The sequence below is a fragment of the Nocardia sp. NPDC005978 genome (genome assembly GCF_040614455.1).
GTDB lineage: Bacteria > Actinomycetota > Actinomycetes > Mycobacteriales > Mycobacteriaceae > Nocardia.
The window spans coordinates 1-16,998 of the sequence record NZ_JBEXUS010000021.1 but is presented as its reverse complement, the minus strand read 5'-3'; the positions used below and the strand labels follow the sequence as shown (position 1 = coordinate 16,998).

The following is a 16,998-nucleotide window of genomic DNA, read 5'->3' as shown; positions in this document are numbered from 1 at the left end:
GCCCATGGACTCTTCAGCCCCAGCCGAGGAACTCGTTCATCTGGTTGACGCCCATGGCGGTGCCGACCCGTTCGCGATTGGATTCGAGTCCCGGCCGCGCGATCTGCTCGGGCCGGTTGCGCCCGTTCCTGGCGTCATCGGTCTTGGACCACACCAGCCAGCGCAGGCAGTCGGCCATATCCGCGAGCAGATACTGGTCCAACTGCCAGCGATAGGCGTCCGGGTTGGCGGAGCGCTGGAACGCGGAATCCGTTGGCGTGCACCTGACTATGGCCCGCAGGTCACCCCAGGTCAGGGTTTCCTCGCCGAGCGTGCGGAGCCGGAGGCCGAGTGCGATCAGGTCGTATTCGATTGCCTCGGAATGCTCTTCGATCAGAGCATCGAGGCCTAGGATTCCCCCAGGCTGATACCCGAGTGCGCGCGCCAGGCCTCCAGCATCTCGTGGTAGGCGTCCGGATCCATATCGTCCAGGGCCGCAAGCGCTTCGGGGGTGACAGCCATTTCCAGCAGGGTGTACATCGCGTCAACATCGCCCAGGCGGCGAATGCGGCGCACCAGGCCCGGCTTCAGGTAGGACAGCGACGGCAGCTGGATCTCGACGCCGGCGACGCGGTAGAAGAAGTCGTCCTTCACCTTGGTCGGGGTGGCGATGGTGATGGGGGCTTTGGGGGAAGTCATTGTTACGCAGACCCTTTCGAGTTCGGAGAGTGAAAGTTGTGACGGTGTTCAGAGCAAAAGGTCCCAACGGCGGCGGGCGGGCCTGCGCATAGGTTTGATAACCGCCGCCGTTGGGGGATTTTGGACAGCTGAGTGCCGTCAGCCGACAGGGCTCGATCCACACGGAATCGAGCCCTGTCAGGGAATGGCGGCTGATGCCGCCGGAATAGAGACGGTCGCGAGGACCGCCGGGATCAGACGGTCTTGACGCCGTCGTCCAGGTAGCGGTACGCCTTCACGCCCAGGTCGTCCTTGAACGCCTCGACGGTGATGGTGAAGCCGGCCAGTTCGGTGGACACGAACTTCTTCTCGGTGACCGCGGTGATCTTGGCGTTCGGCAGCACGATCCGCAGCTTCTTGTCCTCGTTGACCATGTCGAAGACCCAGGCGCGACGCGGCAGCGGGGTGCCGGTCTCCTTGACCGTGTACAGCGACCCGGTGGTGGCGGTGGCGGCGGTGGTGACGACGTTGTCCGGGTGGAAGACCTCGCCCAGAACGTCCTTGTCCCACACGGCGTACAGGGTCAGACCGAAACGCACCGAGTGCTCGGTCTGCAGCTGCGCGATGATGTCGGCGTTCCAGTCCTTCACGGACTCGATGCGACGCTCACCCAGCGATTCGATGCCGTCCTCGGACACGTAGCCCAGGGCCTTGAACGCGGGGTCGATGGTGCCGGCCGCGGTGGTCGGCAGGCTGGAGGCCAGCGGAGCGACCAGAACACCACCGGTAACGGCGATGTTCGGGGTGCCGGCGCCGATGAACTTGCTGGAGGGCAGAGCCATTTTCTTTTCTCCCTTGGGAATGTTGCGCAGGCCCTAGGGATGGGTATTCAGTTGTTACTCCCGCGTTTTCGGGGGAGTCACGCGAGGACTGTTCCCCGCACGATCAGGTCGGTGACGATTGTGTACCGCGGGGCGGCTGTCACCGGGTCGGTGTCGTTCTCCATGCCGGCGTCTTCGATGTGGTCGCACCACACGTCGCCGATGTAGCCGGGGGCTGCGGCATTCACGATGCTGCGCACCAGCGCGGCCAAGTCGGCCGCGTTTCCGGCGTCGTCGGTGCATTCGAAGACGACTCGGGGATGGTCGAAAATGACCTGGGCGCCACGGCGACCCTCACGATCTTCGACATCCAACCGCGCCCTGCGGTCATCTCGAACCACCCGCACCATACGAGCATGAGGGGGTTCGGGAACCTTGGTATGCACAACTACAGGATCAGACCACTCCGCAAGTTGGCCAATCAAGAATTCAACAAGAGTATTCTCAATGTCAGGAAACACGATTCTTTCAATCAACGCGCAACCTCTTTCATTTAGATTGAAAAGGCGACTAATATGCAGACCTATTCTTGCACACGGAGATCCCATCTGCGTAGAATATCCATTGTCAACTCTCGAAATTCCGGATACCTATGAACCAACTTTTCGAATGCGGTAGACATTTCCAAATTAGTAGAAAATATAAATCCGCCATTCGAATTCAAAGCTGCCTCGATCTTTAGGCGATCATCGCCCTCGAGCCATTCAGACAAGACCGTGAACATCTCTTCGCCGTTATCTTCGAGCTTCCATACAAGAGTTTCGAATACGTCTACAAAATCTTCAATATTCATACGCTCAAGTAGGCCCGCGAGAAGCTGGTCCATGGATATACGAAGCACAGTCATATCCTTCTATATATTCGAGTCACGTGATTTTCGGTTGTATCCAATGGCCTGCCATTAGACAGCCTCTGCGTACCAAAGGCGTGCTCAGGGACCATGGGCCCTTCCCACTCTAGCCTAAAGCCCATCGCCTCCAGTTCGGCCGGCGGTTTTATATACTTATTTTTTGGGCTCCCCGTAACAACGAGAGTTCCGTTGGGTTTCAGAACTCGTGCTGATTCAGAATTTACCGGGTTGAATTTATAAGGGTTCACTGAATGCACCTCATCGAAGGCCGCGTCACGGAAAGGGAGGGTCTCCGCGTTCGCGCGAACGTCCAGACCAGGGCGCGGTTCCAGATCGGTGTTCACCGCCCCATCCATACGATTCTCACCTGCACCCAAGTTCAGCTTAACCGGCGCTTCTTTGAATTCCTCCTCATTCTTAGAACCACTAGTATTTGAATTGACTTGTTTTCGACCCTGAGCAGTGGAGCGATTACCTTCACCTTTCTGCTCGCCTTCTCTTTTTTCCGATCTGGACGCGCCCCGATACTCGACCTTGATTACCGCGCCAGTTTCGGCCCTAGCGTTATTGGATTCAGGATTTCCTGCGGGTTTGCCATCACGAGTACTGCCCGGTCGAATCGGCTCTCCGGTAACACTCCGATCGGTCGTTGCGGCATCTCGATCAACCTTGTCCGGCGTCCGCCGGGGGACGGACGCGCCCACGAGTGGGTCTTGTCTGAACGGGTTTTGGGTGAGGCCGTTGGAGTTCTTGTCGTAGTTCAGCCTGCCGGCGAGACCGTTGCGGGTGCCGGGCTGTTGGAGCATGTCGCCGATTCCGCTGAGCGCGTTCGGTTTAGGGGAGATGCTCGAGCCAGGGGCAAGGGGATCTCGCGTGTTGCCGGGTGGGTCGAACGAGGGTTCCGTCGAGGGGTTCGGGGTGGCCGGGTTCGACGGGGATTCGGCATTGCCGGCGGGTTGTGTCGAGTCTCCTTTGAGCTCGGGTGGGTTGTTCTTGGGCTGTTGCGGTCGGCCACCGGGTGCGTCGGGTGCGACGACCTTGGGCTTTTCGCCTGCCCTGATGGGTAGGTCGGGGATCGCCTTTCGATCTGGGGTGTCGGCCTTGACCTTCGGGAGGTCGGGGCCGAGTTTCCCGAGTTTCAGGGCTGCTGATGAGCCGCCGCTGAGGAAGAGCGAGCCGATGTTGAAGGTGAGTTTTCCTGCGGCGTAGGCGAAGTCGCCGCGGGCCCAATCGTCCCAGGCCAGGGTGTCCTTGCCCAAGGCCTTCCAGGAATCCCAGACTCCGGGACCACCCGCGGGGCCGAGGCCGACCAGCGAACCCATGCCGTTGAAGGTGCCGAGCCATGCGTTCTTGACACCGGGACCACCTATGCCGACCTTGGCACCGAGATCCTTCACAGATTCGACCACCGGATTTGCGATACCTGCGCCGAACGAGACGACGCTCTCCCACCAGCGCTTATCCGGCTCCGGTGGAACGACCTGTCGCCCGATCGCGTCGGACTCGTAGAGCAGTTGCCCGGCGGCGTTCACTACGCCGAAGCCGAATGTTCCGTCGGGGCGCTGGATTCGAACGATCTCGGCCGGAGTCGGATCGTTGAGCAGAGCCGGCGGTTCCGGGAGATAGGCGGGCATCTGAATGTCCACGGGACCGTCCGGGCCGATGCCGCGGTATGAGGACGGGCGGTACGGCTCGACGTTGAGAATTCCGACCGCGTTCGGGTTGTACTGCTGCAGATCCGACTGTTGAACGATCCTCTTGATGCTGGGCGGCGCGGTCGTGAACGAATCCCCGGAGGGAAACGTCCAGATTGTGGCTGTGCCCTCCAAGTTCGTTGCGGGTGTCAACCCGCTGGGCAGAGTCCGCGCTGTGCCGGGTTCGGGTAGGCCCCTGGCGCCGATATCGATGACGTCGAGCAAGTCCAAAGGTTGTGGAGTCGGTTCCGGGGTATTCGCGAGTCCGAGGAAAACCGCCATCTCCGGCGTGGTCCCCTCGGGGAGCGGCACGATGGGCACCACTTGCGGTTGGGTCGACGGTGTTGGCGGCAATTCCGGCAAGATGTCCGGGCGGACATCTGGTAGATCCGTTGTCTTTCCGTCAGTGCCCGGCGTTCCGGTCATCGCGCTCAGCAGCGGCGGAATCTCGGTTTTGGGCGCAGTTTTGGCGGGCTCGTCCTTGGAGCCGGGTACGGCGAGCTCCGTTAGAGACTTGGGTGGACCGATGTCACCGGGCGATGGGCCCGGGGTCACCAGCGAGTCCATCGGATCCCCAATGGTTTTCACCTGATTGCCGGGTGAGCCCAACAGCAGATCCTGAATATTTCGGGTACGCGCGTATTCCTGGACGGCCGCGGCACCATCCCTGACGGAGTAGTTGTAGACCCTTCCGTCGCCGACCGAACTATCTTCGGCACCGAATTGCGCAATACCGCTGGCGGTCATCAGATTCCAGGCCGCCGATCGCCGGCCGACCCACGAGGGCGGGCTGCCCGTCTCGTACGGGGTGATCGTCATGATCACTCCTCACGGGCGCGGCGGGCCTGGTCGATGCGCTGGCGGAGTTGGTCGACCATGGCGGCGTAGGCGTCGGTTTTGGTGGGGGCTTCGGTGGAGAGGCCGCGGGGGTGGGTGGCGGACCAGAGGCCGTCTTCGGATTGTTTGACTTGGATTTCTTCCAGGTCGTAGAAGGATTCGGGGTCGGGGGCGGGCCAGTGGCCGTGCTCGTCGCGGGTGATGTGCATGCCGGTGTCGAAGGCTCCGGGCGGGCCCAGGGGGGTGGGGGTCCAGCGGATTTCTTCGAGATCGGGGTGGACTCGGACCCCGCGTTTTACGAGGTACTCGGCTACGCGGGTCGCCTGCTTGATACTGGTCACCGTGGGGTCGGCCAGTTTGCGGCCTACCTCGCTGTACCACTCCGGCAGGTGGATGATCGAGAGCTCCTCGGCGAGGGCTCGGACCTGGGGATCCAGGGTCTCGTCGGGCTTGTGCTCAGCCAATTTGCCGGTCAGGGTCTGCTGGAGGAAGGACAAGAACTCCGGCGTAACCAGTTGGCCGGTATCGGTTTCCACGTAGTCCGACGACGGCGGGGGCTGGTGGCCGAAGCTGACGGAACTGATTACTTCCTTGCCGGACATAGGGTTCGGTCCTTCCGATTCAGGGCATGACCGATTCCGCGCCCTTCCCCGGGCGCGGAATCGTGTGGATTGGGGTCCCGCCCCCGGGTGAGGGGACTACCCGGGGGCGGGACCTTGCGCCCCAGCGCCGCGTCCGTGTCTGCGACCGCGGACCACCTGCGGGAGACGGGCGCGCTGGGGAGCGGGCATGCGGCGAGGCTCTGAACCCGCTGTGTACCTACCGAGAGGCTTCGGGGGCCGGCCGCATGGGCTGGGCGACGGGGGAAACCGTCAGATCTCTTCTTCGAGCGTCGCGGGGATCTTGTAGTTCGCGGCCGGGGGCTCTTGGCCCGGGACGTGGAACGTGAAGAAGGCGAGCAGCTCGTCGATGTGGCGTTGCAGGGCGCGGATCAGGCGGATCGCGTCGCGGAAGCGGCGCTGATCGCTGGCGGCCTGATCTTCCAGGGCCACAACGCGTTCGCGGAGTTTGGATACCTCGCGGGCCTGCCAGGCGGTGACCGCGCCGATCACGGTGGCGATCGCCAGGCCGATCGCCTGGACTAAGTCGGGGTTGAGCCAGGTCTGCATTCAGTCCTCACCGCCCGGTGATCGCACCGGCGTCACGGCCGGGCGGATGAGCGCTCCCGCGATGACGGGGGTGAGCAGGCCGTAGAGGGTGAGTGCGGATTCGATCCATTCGGTGCCGACCTGCCTGCCGAGCAGGTAGGCCGCGACACCGGTGATGGCGACGAGTACGGATCGCACCAGAGCGGGTTCGGGAACCCTGTTGATACGCATGATGTTTCCTTCCGACAGCGCCGCGGACCCCGTTTGCCGCTCTGGAAGCAGGGGACGCGGGGCGGATCTACATGAGTAGCGGGACGATGATCGCGATCAGCTGCGCGATGTACGAGCCGACGGTGATCCACTGATCGATGGTGAGACCGAAAAGCATTGCGATTGCTCCTGATTCGAAGGCGCGAGGCAGGCCTCAACGACCGAACCCTCGATCCGGATGCGGATCGAGGGTTCGGGTGAAGAGCTTGGGAGGCCGACGAGGTTGGAACCTCTTGCCAGAGAGTGTGTTTCCCGTGAGTTCGGGATGAAGGCGCAACTGTGGCGCTGCACATAGCTTCACTTAAGCGGATTCAAAAGTCAACACCCATCTTGAAGATTCCTGGAAACCGCAGGTGGGGAGTGGTTCTCGCGAGGGTTGGCATCCGGCGGAACAGTGACCGCAAGCTCGCCGGCTCGCGGCGCACGCATGCTCCGGGAACGACGAAGTCCCAGTCCTCGGCGAGGACTGGGACTTCCATGAGCTCTGTGCACTTGTCGGCGGTCAGCCGGCGATCTTCTCTCGGATACGCAGCAGTGGCTGGTACCGCTCCCCCGCGGCCGACTTGGACCGGCGCTTACGCGCGGGGTGGGCCAGATGGGCTTCGAGCACCTCCCCCACCACGAACAGCTCGGGCCAATCCGGCGCCCACGGCCCCGGCACCGGGCTGATCCGGCCGGCATCGCGCAGGGTCTGGATGCGACGGACGGTGATCGACTGGAACGCCTCACCCATTTCCTTTGCCAGGGTGGCGATTCCGTTGACGTTCAGCCGGGCAGTGCGGGCGGCCTCCAGCTGCGCCGCGTCCACCTCGATCTGCGAGGTCGGCGGGCAGATGACGTGCAGGGCGGTCTGCACGGCGGCGCGGATCTCGGCCGGGGCGGTTTCCGCGCCCTCGGTCATGGCGAGGGCGATGACATTGCGGTCCAGCCAACGGGCCAGGCCGCCGGTCGAGGTGCCACCGGTGTAGTCGAGTCCGCGCTGCTCGCAGATCAGGCGCACCCAGGACACCAGGACCGCGTGCAGCTGATCGCGAGCACGGGTGGCCGCGGGGCTGAACGGTAGCGGCTGGTCACCGGAGCGGGAGCTCAGTCGCAGGTTCGGGTCGCCGAGCCGGGAGCGCCGCAGGACCGCGTCTTCGAGATCGACCGCCAGTTCCGGGATTTCGCGCAGCATGCGCACGAGATCCAGCACCGCGGCGCGATCCAGGAACAGGTGGTTCGGATCAATCTCGCTGTGCATCAGGCGATCTCCCGGTTGATGGTTTCGGCAAGGCGGGCGGCGTGGCCGTGGCGCACATAGTCGACGGTGTGGCGGCCGTCGGTGAGGTAGCCGCGGGCGTAGGCCAGGGCGCCGCTCCAGGCGCTCCAGTTCTTGGGGGCCCACCAGCGCTGGACGCGGCGGTGCACGACGGTGTCGACGAGGCTGCGACCCCAGGTCAGGGCGGCCTCGGGGCTGTCCATACAGAAGTATTGGGAGAGGTCCGCGACCAGGCGCAGGGCGTTTCCGGCGGGGAGCGCGGTGATCGGGTCGCCGGGGGCGGCGGCCCAGTAGGTCGGGATGTCGGTCACCCAGCGCTGACCGGCGATGCCGTAACCGCCGGGATCGGTGCCGACGCATTCGCCGGCCGGACGCAGGGGGTCGGCGATGAGGGCGCAGGCGGCGACGTCGAGCTTGGGCCACAGGCCGCGGCCGATTTCGGCGGCGACGTCGCCCGCGATGGCCGCACCCTGCGAATATCCCGCGACGACAACGCGATTGGGGGTCTTCTCGATCGCTGCGAGTAGCGCGGCCTTCCCCGCCGCGCTGCTCTCCGCGTAGGACATCCGGCCGCCGTATTCGGCCGGGTAGGGGATCATGCGCGGCGCGAAGCGGCTCAGGTCCAGTGCCCGGGAGAAGGTGTCGGTCACGCTTTCGCCATTGGGGGCCCACGTGCCGCCGACGATCAGTACGTCGATCATGCGGCCACCTCCGCGCGGTCGCGCTCGGATGTCGGCAGCAGGGCGATCGGATCGCAGCCCAGCACGCTTCCGACCAGCAGCAATTCATCGAGCTTGAACGAGCCGGCGGCGCGCAACCGCAGCTCCAGCACGGGCTCGGCGAGGCCGGTTCGGGCCGCGAGGGTGTGCGAATCCATACCGATCGCACCCATCGCATACCTGACGCGATCGGCGATCTGTCCGTCTATCAAGTCCATACGGAACACTCTAAGGTCCGTACGGACCTTTCACAAGTCCGAACGGACCTTCTACTATGAAGTTCCAAACATTTAGGTTTAAGGCTTGAGTTTCAGGGTGCTGTTTGCAACTACGCCGTTCGGACCTCAGAATGGTCCGTATGGAATTGCGGGACCTCGACGACCTCAACCGCGCCGTCGGTGACGAGCTCCGTGCCGCGCGCGCCCGCCGCGGGCTGACACGCCCTCAGCTCGCGGCGACCTCGGGAGTTGCGGTGAGCACGATTCAACGTTTCGAGAACGGTGAACGCTCACCGGACCTCACACAGCTCTACCAGCTATGCAGTGCACTCGACATCTCTCCGCAGGAGATCGTCGCCCGGTCCGTTCAGAAGGTCAACGGTTCTGGGGAGTAGGTCGACCACATTTCGACCGAGCACCTCTGCCACCAAACACAGATCAGCCACGGTGAGTCGCCCCTGTGCGACTCGCTCCGCCATTTCGACACCCAATTGGCCGGCCACGACCGACATCTGTTCATGATCTACAACTTGGCTGAACCACGCCACCAATGACGCTGCATGCACGGCTGAAAACCCCTATGACTCGATCCGTCGACACGGACATCCGACTTCCGGCCCAACTGGAGCCGAAAGAGACCGCCGACGAGTCGATACCGGCTCCCTCCAGCCGAACTCCCCACATCGGACAGCAGCACAAATCCGCCACCCGGGCCCCCGGAAAATCAAGGCGGCACTCCCACGTTTAACCCATCTCACCCCACCGTCCGTAATGTCCTGTGACACAACGCCACAGGACAATGTTGACGAGGCGGAGTATACACGTGCGTGATCGTAGTTCGTCAGTCGAAGGAAGGCGAAGCGGGTGCCGAAATACGTTGCGCGGAAGCGACTCTGCGGTAACAAGCAGGCGCTCGGATGGGCAATCCGGAAGTATCGATTCCTTCTGTTTGCGCTGCTCAGGCGGGAATTGCGCTCTGCGACAATGCTTCTACCGCTGCTTCTATGCTCTGGCATTCCGATTCACCTAGGACACAACGTGATCCGTCGGCCTTTGAAAGTGATCGCGCCTCATCCCCCAAAACCGACAGTACGCGAATTCCCGCGCAAATCGCTATGGCAATTCCCTATTACTCGAGGTAGGTTGCCATTCGCAGACATGAAGAACGACCTCGTGCACTAGTCCAATGCCATCGAAATCCCTTAGACCGCGCGACGACGGTGCAGCGTCCCGAGGAGAGACCGTCAAGCCAACCTCTGCCCACATCTTTTGCGGTTCAACTGATCTAATCGCGGAAACGCCGGGCAGTCCGAGATGTCCATGAGTCCGAAACCAGCGCACCGAAGTCCTCTTCGAGATACGACAGGTGTTCGGCATTCTCCGCGGTAAGGGTTGACCTCGGAATCCGAGCGAGGGCATCGAGGTCGACGCGGCCGATCAGATCGGCGGTCCACAACTGCACGAGCGCATTGAACTGCGCTTCGCGCGCCCAGGCATCGCTTTCCCCCACGGCGGCCTCGGCCAGTGCCCGCCCCGCCACAGCTCCCTGATCCGGACTCAGCGCTCGAATCCAATCGACGAACGTTTCGCAGGCTTCGAATCGCTCGCGAGGGTCGCCGTGCTGGAGATGGTGGATAGCCGACTCGAATCGAGCGGGTTCAACGGTCACGACTTCGCCTCCCGGACTGCCGATCACCGAACTTGCCCAATTCGATTCGGTGTCGGAGGCAGCGATCGTACCGACGGACAACGTGTGAAACGGAAACCTTCGGGACTACTCGTCGGCGTAACCGCCCGCGGCGGCGCTCGGCGGGACCGCGGCCAGTGGCTCCGAGGTCGCGGGGGCTGGGACGCGGGGCCTGTTGGGCTGGAGGTCGACCCTGCGGGGGGCCGGGGGGAAGATCTCGTTCAGGAGGCTCGGGAGGTCCAGGGGGATCGTGTATTCGGTATCGGTGGGGAGGGTGGGGTCCGAATGCGTGGGGGGTCCGTAGGTGGGGCCGTAGGACGGGTCCTCGGTGGTGGGGTCGATGGGCGGGACCGTCGGGTCGACCATCGTTGGGGCGGAGGGGAATTCGGAGACCGCGGGGCCCACCGAGAGGTTTTCTATGCTGGGGATCCCGGCGTCGGGGGCTGCCGAGTACTCGGCGCGGAGGATGTGGCCCTCGTGGACGAGGACCTTGCCAGCGGACACGCGGACCGCCTCCGACGTGCGCGAGTCTTCGCGTTCCGTGCCGGGATACATCTGGCAGTCGGTGCTGTCGCAGGTTTGGGCGTAGACGTAGCGGTCTTCGGCCAGCGCGTAGGAGCGGGCCGCGATCGCCTGTGCGCGTAGGGCTTCCGCGCCGCCCTTGTCGGCCCAGTTCGGGACCATCTCGGCGGGGACCACGCCCTTCAGGTAGTCCTCGATGTCCACCTCGTTCACCGTGCGGTACGCGCCGTCCTCCAGGGCCACGCCGAGGACCCCGCGGTAGGCGTTGCCGCCGCATAGGCTGAGGTGTTCCTCCGCGGGGCGGTCGGAACCCGCCTCCAGGGGGTAGATGTAGGGGTCGTCTGTTGTGCCCTCCCACAGCACCTCGCCCTCGCAGCCGGTGGTGATGACCACGTCCGCGCCTGTTTCGGTGGGGGTCAGGTGGGCGGCCTGGCCGGGGATCACGCGGCGGCCGGCGACGTACAGGCCGGACTCGGACTCCACGTCCAGGGTGCTGTCGTCCTGCTGTTGCAGGCGCACGCGGATGGGGGTGGAGGCGATCGTCTGCAGCTCCGCGCCCGGGTAGTAGTGGGCCAGAATCGATTCGGCGGTATTGCCCTCCAGGGCGCGGTCGAACGCGCCGTTCTGGCTGAGGCCGCGGCCGTGGCCGGGACTCGCTGTTACCCGGAATTCTCCGTCCGGCCAGGCCCAGAGCAGGCCGGCGGACGTGCCCGCCATGGTCGTGGCGGCGAGCGATAGGGCCAAGAGGCGTCGGCGACGACGTTGCGCGTGTAAGTGACCGTTCGGCATGTCATACCCGTTCTCTTGTAAGCCAAAGCTACATTCGAGTTACCGCAGCTAATCCTCAACAACAGGTTCAGACTATGGGACAGTTGTGACTAGTGTGATCGTTGAGCCGTCAGGACGCAACCAAGGCATTCCGGCGAAGTTCGACGGATCTACCTGGAATGGGAGCTATCAGTGCCATATCGCAGACCGAAAAACTCATATGTCCTGCCGGTCGTCACCATCCTGGCGATGACCGCACCCTTCGGCATGATCGGGCTGAGCGACTCGCCGAAGATTCAGTCTGTCGACGAGAGCAATCTGGCAGCTATACCCGCGAACATGGCCGAGGTGGCGCTGGCTTCCGCCCCGGATCTGGTGCTGCCGCTGCGCGAGCTGACCGGGCTCGACCTGCCGGATCTGCGACTATCCGACCTGCGGTCCATCCCGCTGCCCGCGTCCATCAAGATCCCGGCGGGGCTCGAATTGCCGGGCGGGGTGCAGCTGCCGGACGAGATCAAACTCCCCCGACTGAGCCGGCCCGCGGAGCCCGGCGGACGCGGCGCCCAGAGACCGGACGCGGCAGCACCCGGCTTCATCGCCGCACCCGGACCGCAGGATCCGAACGCGGTCCCTCCCGCTCCTACCGGCGAGCCCGGCAGCGTTCCCGCGCCGGTGGCACCCGGTGCGGCCGCGGGTGAAAACCTCCCCGCCCCAGTCGATCCCGCTCCCGTCGAAGCCCCCGCTCCGGGTCCGGACGCTCGCCCGGCGATTCCCGGCGACCTCAGCAAGCCCGCCCTCGCACCGGGCGCGGTACCCACCGAACTCGTGTCCAAGGTCGGCGCGCAGGTCAAGGAGCTGACCCGAGACAAGCCCTTCAGCATGGTGGCGCTGACCGCCGAGAATCTGGCCGGGATGACGGCGATGATCCGCGCCCAGCTGCCCGACGGCGGCTGGGGACCGTGGTATTCGACCGAACCGGTCGACACGCCCGGGCGGACACGATCGGGTACCGAACCGATCTACGTCGGCAACACCAAGGCCGTGCAGATCCTGATGACGAAGAAGAACGCCGCGGCGCCCGTCGAGGGTGAGGCGCCCGCGCCCGTCGAAGGCGAAGCGCCCGCGCCGGTCGAACCGGCGGTTTCGGAAGAAGCGCCGCTCGATCCGGCAGCGCCCGTGGATCCCGCCGCGCCGGTCGACGCCGCCGCGCCCGCGGGCGAACCGGCTGCGCTCGCGCCGGCCGAACCCGCGCCGTTCACCGATCACGGCGATCCCGCACAGATCGACCTCGAGAAGCTCGCCGCGATCCTCATCGATCCGGGCCGCGGCGCGGCGGACGAGAACCTCAACGAGGTGGCGGCCGCGCTGCCCGGCGGCGGGCCGAAGGTGATCACCCGCTCGCAGTGGGGCGCGGACGAGGACCTGCGCTGCGAGGAGCCGACCTACGACGACGGGCTGGCCGCGATCACGGTGCACCACACCGCGGGTCGCAACGACTACAGCCGTTCGGAGTCGGCGGGCATCGTGCGTGCGATCTACTCGTACCACGCGAAGACGCTGGGCTGGTGCGACATCGGCTACAACGCACTGGTCGACAAGTACGGGCAGATCTTCGAGGGACGCTACGGCGGACTGGATCGCCCGGTCGAAGGCGCGCATTCGGGCGGGTTCAATATCAACACCGCCGGTGTGGCCCTGATGGGCAACTACGAGGAAGACACCCCGAGCGAGGTCGCGATGCAGGCGATGGGCAAGTTCATCGGCTGGCGGTCCAAGGTCGCCGGGATCGATCCCGAAGGCACGACCACGATGTTCTCCGAGGGCAGCGATTACACGCGCTACGCGCTCGGGCAGGCCGTGAAGCTGCCGACGATCTTCGCGCACCGCGATGTCGGCAACACCTCGTGCCCGGGTGACTCCCTCTACGACCTGATGGATCGGATTCGCGAGATCGCGCTGAAGACGGCCGGGCCGAGTCCGCTGGCGGACGCCCCCGCCACCACCAAGCCGCCCGCGCCCCGCACCCGGCCGGAGCAGAACGCGGGTTACCAGCATCCGCAGGCCGCGCCGGACACCGAGGACGACATCGCGACGCTGGCCGAGCTCACCACGCGGTTGCTCGGATTGATCGACACGAATCCGGTGGCCAAGTACTGGAACGATCAGGGTGGCCCGAACAGCTCACTGGGACAGCCGAAGTCGGCGCCGCAGCCGACGATGGACGGCGGGCAGTACGCACAGTTCGTGAACGGCTACGTGTACTCGACGCCCAAGGGGCAGGTCTTCGCCGTCGTCGGCAAGATCCTGGAGCGCTTCGTGCAATTGGGCGGCGCCACCGGGATTCTGGGGCTGCCCACCGGCGGGGAGTACGCGGTGCAGGACGGTGTGCGCGCCGACTTCCAGTTCGGCTCACTGATTCTCAACAAGATGACGGGGATCGTGACCACCATCCTGCAGCACTGGGGTGCGGTGCAGGATCCGGCGCCGTCGGTGCGGCCCGGGCGTGATCTGCCCGCTGTCGCACCGATTCCGGATGCGGGTGGGCAGCAGCCCGCCGTCGCGGCGATACCGGACACCTCGGGACAACAGCCCGCTGTCGCCGAGATTCCGCGCGTCATGCCGGGAATCCCAGCGCAGCAGTAGCTTTCGAAAGGGTTCGGCGGGCCGGCTGCCGGACCCCCTACCAGAGGACCGGGGTGCGCCCCCCGGTCCTCGTCCAATTCCGGGCCTTGTGCGAGACGACGCGGCGGCGCGATCGCGCCCCGGGGGTGTCGCGGCAGCAAGGCTGCCCCGCCCTCTACGCCCCGTATGCAATCCATGTTGGGGCCAACAGCCCGAGCCGGTGCGGCGAGGCAACCGCTGGATGATCACTGCGGGTTACGCGGTCGTGTCATCACCGAGGCGGCCGCGGCGTTCCGAACCCGATAGATCTTCGGCACCCTCGATTCCCGGCCTGCCGCAGGGTCGGCCGATGAAGACGGCCGATCGAAATCCGCAAGGAGCATGGCGTTTCCGAACGGGGCGGGATTCGGAATGACGGGAACCGATCGTGCCGAGTTTTCCACCGCGCCAAAGTGTTCGGCCGACCCGGATCTCCGGCCCATCGAGGAACGCCGTTCAGCCGATGGTGATGGCGAGGTCGAAATCGGCCAGGGGCAGCGGGTTTCCGCATATGGTCATGGTGACCACGCCTTCGTTGTCCTCGTCGTCGTCTTCGCCGGGGACCGGAATGGCCAGGCCGACGTGGTGCAGGCTGACGACGGTCGCCGTCGCGGCGATGCGGAAATAGTCGGGTGTGGCGGGCCAGCGGCGTTCGGCGGTGTCGCCGTCGAGGTCGAAGCCGTCGTGCGCGGTGAGGTAGTCGCGGGTGGCGTCGGTGAGATCGACGGACAGGCGAATTTCGTCCGGTGACAATTCGAGTCGGGCGCGGGCGTCCGACTCGGCGGTGGCGGGGAAGAACTCCACACGCAGCGGATCTGGTCCCGGGCCGAGGGCGCGCATGGCCAGGTGCACATCGCGCAGCGCGTCCGTGAGGATGCCACGCAGGTGGCGCGGGGTGTAGACGCTCCAGATCTCGGCGGGACCGTGTGCGTTGCCGCGGCCCTCGTGGCCGGTCCAGGTGAAGGTCATCTCGTATTCGTCGGCCGAGGTCTCGGCCAGATCGTTCTCATCGAGCAGGACCAGGTCATCGTCATCGACGAAATCCGGGTAGTGGTACTGGGTCTTCCACAGCCACCAGTTCTGGTCCGCTTCGGCCTCGGAGAGATGAACGCGCAGGGTCAGCGTGCCGTCTTCGTCGAGCGCCAGTTGGCGAATGGTGTCGTCGCCGACCGCCCAGCAGACGACCAGATCGCCGTATCCGGTGTACCAGGAGGGTTTTCCCCAGATCGCGGTAGCGAGGTCGAGGTGGTGGCGGAAGTTCTCGGGCTCGATGACCGCGATGCGGATGTACAGCGACTGCCACTGGCCATCGCCCTTGCTGTACTGGTCGTCCTCCTCGAAAAGTCTTCCACTCGAAGGCGTTTCGCTGATCTCGATCTTCTTGCCGGTCAGGGTCCAGCCCAGTTCGCGGCAGGCCGCCTCGGCGCGGTCACGGTGGCAGAACGCGGGAGCGTGCCGGGCCACTTCGTCGAGGAGGGCGGTGAACCGGCTGTCGGTCATGGTGCTCACGAGGCGGGACGGTATCGGCCCGCACCGACAGGCCCCGGCGTCATTGGCGGCCGACCCGCAACCCATACGATTGCTGAATGTTTGCTCTTATGATCGGCGTCGTGCTGCTCGGCTGGCTCGGCCTGCGGGTGTACCGGGAGCCGCGGCGCATCGGCAACGGCGTGCTGCTGTTGATCGCGGCCGCGTTCTGTGTGCTGGGGCTGATCGAGCTGGACAGCGAGAGCCCGGTGTCGATCGCGGTCGTGCTGTTGCTGGCGGCCTCGCCGCTGGTGCTGCTCATTCTCGCGGGGTTGCTGATGATGAACGGCGTGCAGATGTGGCGGCGCGAGGGGCGGCGGCCGGCGAACCTGCTCTCGTTCGGGCTCGGCGTGGCGATGCTGCTTCCGTACGCGCTGTTCATCGTGGCATTCGAGCTGGAATGGGAATGGATGACAGCGGTTTTCGGCTCGGTACTGCTGGTGGAGTGCTACCTGGGCTTCATTCTGCTGGCCTTCCTGGTGTATTCGTGGGTGTATCTGCGGCTGCCGTATCGGCGCGGGATGAGCGCGATCGTCGTGCACGGGTCGGGACTGATCGGCGCGCGGGTGCCGCCGCTGCTGGCGGCGCGGCTGGACAAGGCGCTGGAGGTTCATGCCGCGGAGACGGCGGCGGGACGCACGCCGGTGCTGGTGACCAGCGGCGGCAAGGGGTCCGATGAGGATGTCGCCGAGGCCGACGCGATGGCCGACTACGTGGTCGGCAGGGGCTTTCCGGCGGAGGGGGTTCTGCGTGAGGATCGCTCCGCCACCACACGCGAAAATCTGCTCTATACGGCGGGGATGCTGGCTGCTCGGGGGTTGTCGGGTCCAATGGTGTTGGTTACCAGTAATTTCCATGCGCTGCGTACGGGAATCCTGGCTCGCCGACTGGGGTTGGATGCGACGGTGGTCGGGGCCGAGACGGCTTTCTACTACCTTCCCAGCGCGATCCTGCGCGAGTATGTCGCGATTTTGGTCGAGCACCGCTGGACCAACGCGCTGATCTGCGCGGCGCTTGCCTCGCTGCCTTTGCTGGCAATGGTGGCTGTGCGCTACTGAATGGGATATTCGGGACTATTGCCGTTGGCACTCGATGGGAATGCCGGGGTTGTCGCGGGCTCGATTATCAGAGGATTGCGAAGGGTGGGTGTGTCTGAATAGCTTTGTATCACAATGCAATTAGGCTATTGCGGATTGCTATTGAGGGGTAGAATGGGGGTATGAATTCGGGAGGGGAATCCACAGCCGCGCAGGGTGCACTCGCACTCGGTGCCGCGGCGGAAACCCTGCTCGAAGCGCCCC

At 64.9% G+C, this 16,998-nt stretch carries 18 protein-coding genes; 3 read left to right on the top strand and 15 right to left on the bottom strand.

Annotation, left to right across the window (positions count from 1 at the left end):
* Positions 1-13 precede the first annotated feature (13 nt).
* From ABZ319_RS12360 to ABZ319_RS12305, 12 genes are all read right to left on the bottom strand, one after another.
* Entirely contained in the window at positions 14-202 is a 189-nt protein-coding gene (locus ABZ319_RS12360; RefSeq protein WP_354986452.1) for a DUF5361 domain-containing protein, read from the bottom strand.
* A gap of 185 nt (positions 203-387) precedes the next feature.
* On the bottom strand, positions 388-678 hold the full coding sequence (locus tag ABZ319_RS12355) for a hypothetical protein (RefSeq protein WP_354986451.1): 291 nt from the start codon (positions 676-678) through the stop codon (positions 388-390).
* A 233-nt stretch (positions 679-911) separates the two neighbouring features.
* Entirely contained in the window at positions 912-1,499 is a 588-nt protein-coding gene (locus ABZ319_RS12350) for a hypothetical protein (protein WP_354986450.1), read from the bottom strand.
* Positions 1,500-1,576: 77 nt separating this feature from the next.
* Entirely contained in the window at positions 1,577-2,014 is a 438-nt protein-coding gene (locus ABZ319_RS12345; RefSeq protein ID WP_354986449.1) for a hypothetical protein, read from the bottom strand.
* Between the two features lie 47 nt (positions 2,015-2,061).
* Complete coding sequence (locus ABZ319_RS12340) at positions 2,062-2,364, bottom strand: hypothetical protein (protein WP_354986448.1); 303 nt, start codon at positions 2,362-2,364, stop codon at positions 2,062-2,064.
* Between the two features lie 17 nt (positions 2,365-2,381).
* Entirely contained in the window at positions 2,382-4,901 is a 2,520-nt protein-coding gene (locus ABZ319_RS12335; protein WP_354986447.1) for a hypothetical protein, read from the bottom strand.
* 2 nt (positions 4,902-4,903) lie between these two features.
* Positions 4,904-5,521 carry a hypothetical protein gene (locus tag ABZ319_RS12330; RefSeq protein WP_354986446.1) on the bottom strand — a complete coding sequence of 206 codons (618 nt, stop codon included), beginning with the start codon at positions 5,519-5,521 and terminating at the stop codon, positions 4,904-4,906.
* A 270-nt stretch (positions 5,522-5,791) separates the two neighbouring features.
* On the bottom strand, positions 5,792-6,088 hold the full coding sequence (locus ABZ319_RS12325) for a hypothetical protein (RefSeq protein WP_354986445.1): 297 nt from the start codon (positions 6,086-6,088) through the stop codon (positions 5,792-5,794).
* The gene (locus ABZ319_RS12320; protein ID WP_354986444.1) at positions 6,089-6,298 is read right to left on the bottom strand and encodes a hypothetical protein; all 210 of its coding nucleotides are present in this window, start codon (positions 6,296-6,298) and stop codon (positions 6,089-6,091) included.
* Positions 6,299-6,839: 541 nt separating this feature from the next.
* Positions 6,840-7,577 carry a hypothetical protein gene (locus ABZ319_RS12315; protein WP_354986443.1) on the bottom strand — a complete coding sequence of 246 codons (738 nt, stop codon included), beginning with the start codon at positions 7,575-7,577 and terminating at the stop codon, positions 6,840-6,842.
* Positions 7,577-8,296: a PE-PPE domain-containing protein gene (locus ABZ319_RS12310; RefSeq protein ID WP_354986442.1), complete on the bottom strand. Its 720-nt coding sequence runs from the start codon at positions 8,294-8,296 to the stop codon at positions 7,577-7,579. The genes ABZ319_RS12315 and ABZ319_RS12310 overlap by 1 nt, the downstream gene beginning before the upstream one ends.
* Entirely contained in the window at positions 8,293-8,532 is a 240-nt protein-coding gene (locus ABZ319_RS12305) for a hypothetical protein (protein ID WP_354986441.1), read from the bottom strand. Before ABZ319_RS12305 ends, ABZ319_RS12310 begins: the two co-directional genes overlap by 4 nt.
* A 140-nt stretch (positions 8,533-8,672) precedes the next feature.
* On the opposite strand from ABZ319_RS12305, the gene ABZ319_RS12300 reads away from it, so the two are divergent.
* Positions 8,673-8,927, top strand: coding sequence for a helix-turn-helix transcriptional regulator (locus tag ABZ319_RS12300; protein ID WP_354986440.1), 255 nt, complete (start codon positions 8,673-8,675; stop codon positions 8,925-8,927).
* Between the two features lie 890 nt (positions 8,928-9,817).
* On the opposite strand, the gene ABZ319_RS12295 is transcribed toward ABZ319_RS12300, so the two are convergent.
* Positions 9,818-10,201, bottom strand: coding sequence for a hypothetical protein (locus ABZ319_RS12295; protein WP_354986439.1), 384 nt, complete (start codon positions 10,199-10,201; stop codon positions 9,818-9,820).
* A 105-nt stretch (positions 10,202-10,306) separates the two neighbouring features.
* Positions 10,307-11,485, bottom strand: a complete 1,179-nt coding sequence (locus ABZ319_RS12290) for a SpoIID/LytB domain-containing protein (protein WP_354986438.1) — start codon at positions 11,483-11,485, stop codon at positions 10,307-10,309.
* A 273-nt stretch (positions 11,486-11,758) separates the two neighbouring features.
* Here ABZ319_RS12290 and ABZ319_RS12285 point away from each other — a divergent pair, with 273 nt between their 5' ends.
* Positions 11,759-14,152 (top strand): N-acetylmuramoyl-L-alanine amidase, encoded by a 2,394-nt coding sequence (locus ABZ319_RS12285; protein WP_354986437.1) that lies wholly within the window; start codon positions 11,759-11,761, stop codon positions 14,150-14,152.
* A gap of 474 nt (positions 14,153-14,626) precedes the next feature.
* Here ABZ319_RS12285 and ABZ319_RS12280 read toward each other — a convergent pair whose 3' ends face one another.
* Positions 14,627-15,679: a hypothetical protein gene (locus tag ABZ319_RS12280; protein WP_354986436.1), complete on the bottom strand. Its 1,053-nt coding sequence runs from the start codon at positions 15,677-15,679 to the stop codon at positions 14,627-14,629.
* A 77-nt stretch (positions 15,680-15,756) separates the two neighbouring features.
* Here ABZ319_RS12280 and ABZ319_RS12275 point away from each other — a divergent pair, with 77 nt between their 5' ends.
* Positions 15,757-16,755 carry a YdcF family protein gene (locus ABZ319_RS12275; RefSeq protein ID WP_354986435.1) on the top strand — a complete coding sequence of 333 codons (999 nt, stop codon included), beginning with the start codon at positions 15,757-15,759 and terminating at the stop codon, positions 16,753-16,755.
* Positions 16,756-16,998 lie beyond the last annotated feature (243 nt).

Coding starts and splice junctions, on each gene's coding strand:
- ABZ319_RS12355 (WP_354986451.1), bottom strand. CDS start 678: ATGACTTCCCCCAAAGCCCCCATCACCATCGCCACCCCGACCAAGGTG.
- ABZ319_RS12350 (WP_354986450.1), bottom strand. CDS start 1,499: ATGGCTCTGCCCTCCAGCAAGTTCATCGGCGCCGGCACCCCGAACATC.
- ABZ319_RS12340 (WP_354986448.1), bottom strand. CDS start 2,364: ATGGACCAGCTTCTCGCGGGCCTACTTGAGCGTATGAATATTGAAGAT.
- ABZ319_RS12335 (WP_354986447.1), bottom strand. CDS start 4,901: ATGACGATCACCCCGTACGAGACGGGCAGCCCGCCCTCGTGGGTCGGC.
- ABZ319_RS12330 (WP_354986446.1), bottom strand. CDS start 5,521: ATGTCCGGCAAGGAAGTAATCAGTTCCGTCAGCTTCGGCCACCAGCCC.
- ABZ319_RS12325 (WP_354986445.1), bottom strand. CDS start 6,088: ATGCAGACCTGGCTCAACCCCGACTTAGTCCAGGCGATCGGCCTGGCG.
- ABZ319_RS12320 (WP_354986444.1), bottom strand. CDS start 6,298: ATGCGTATCAACAGGGTTCCCGAACCCGCTCTGGTGCGATCCGTACTC.
- ABZ319_RS12315 (WP_354986443.1), bottom strand. CDS start 7,577: ATGCACAGCGAGATTGATCCGAACCACCTGTTCCTGGATCGCGCCGCG.
- ABZ319_RS12310 (WP_354986442.1), bottom strand. CDS start 8,296: ATGATCGACGTACTGATCGTCGGCGGCACGTGGGCCCCCAATGGCGAA.
- ABZ319_RS12305 (WP_354986441.1), bottom strand. CDS start 8,532: ATGGACTTGATAGACGGACAGATCGCCGATCGCGTCAGGTATGCGATG.
- ABZ319_RS12300 (WP_354986440.1), top strand. CDS start 8,673: ATGGAATTGCGGGACCTCGACGACCTCAACCGCGCCGTCGGTGACGAG.
- ABZ319_RS12285 (WP_354986437.1), top strand. CDS start 11,759: ATGACCGCACCCTTCGGCATGATCGGGCTGAGCGACTCGCCGAAGATT.
- ABZ319_RS12275 (WP_354986435.1), top strand. CDS start 15,757: ATGTTTGCTCTTATGATCGGCGTCGTGCTGCTCGGCTGGCTCGGCCTG.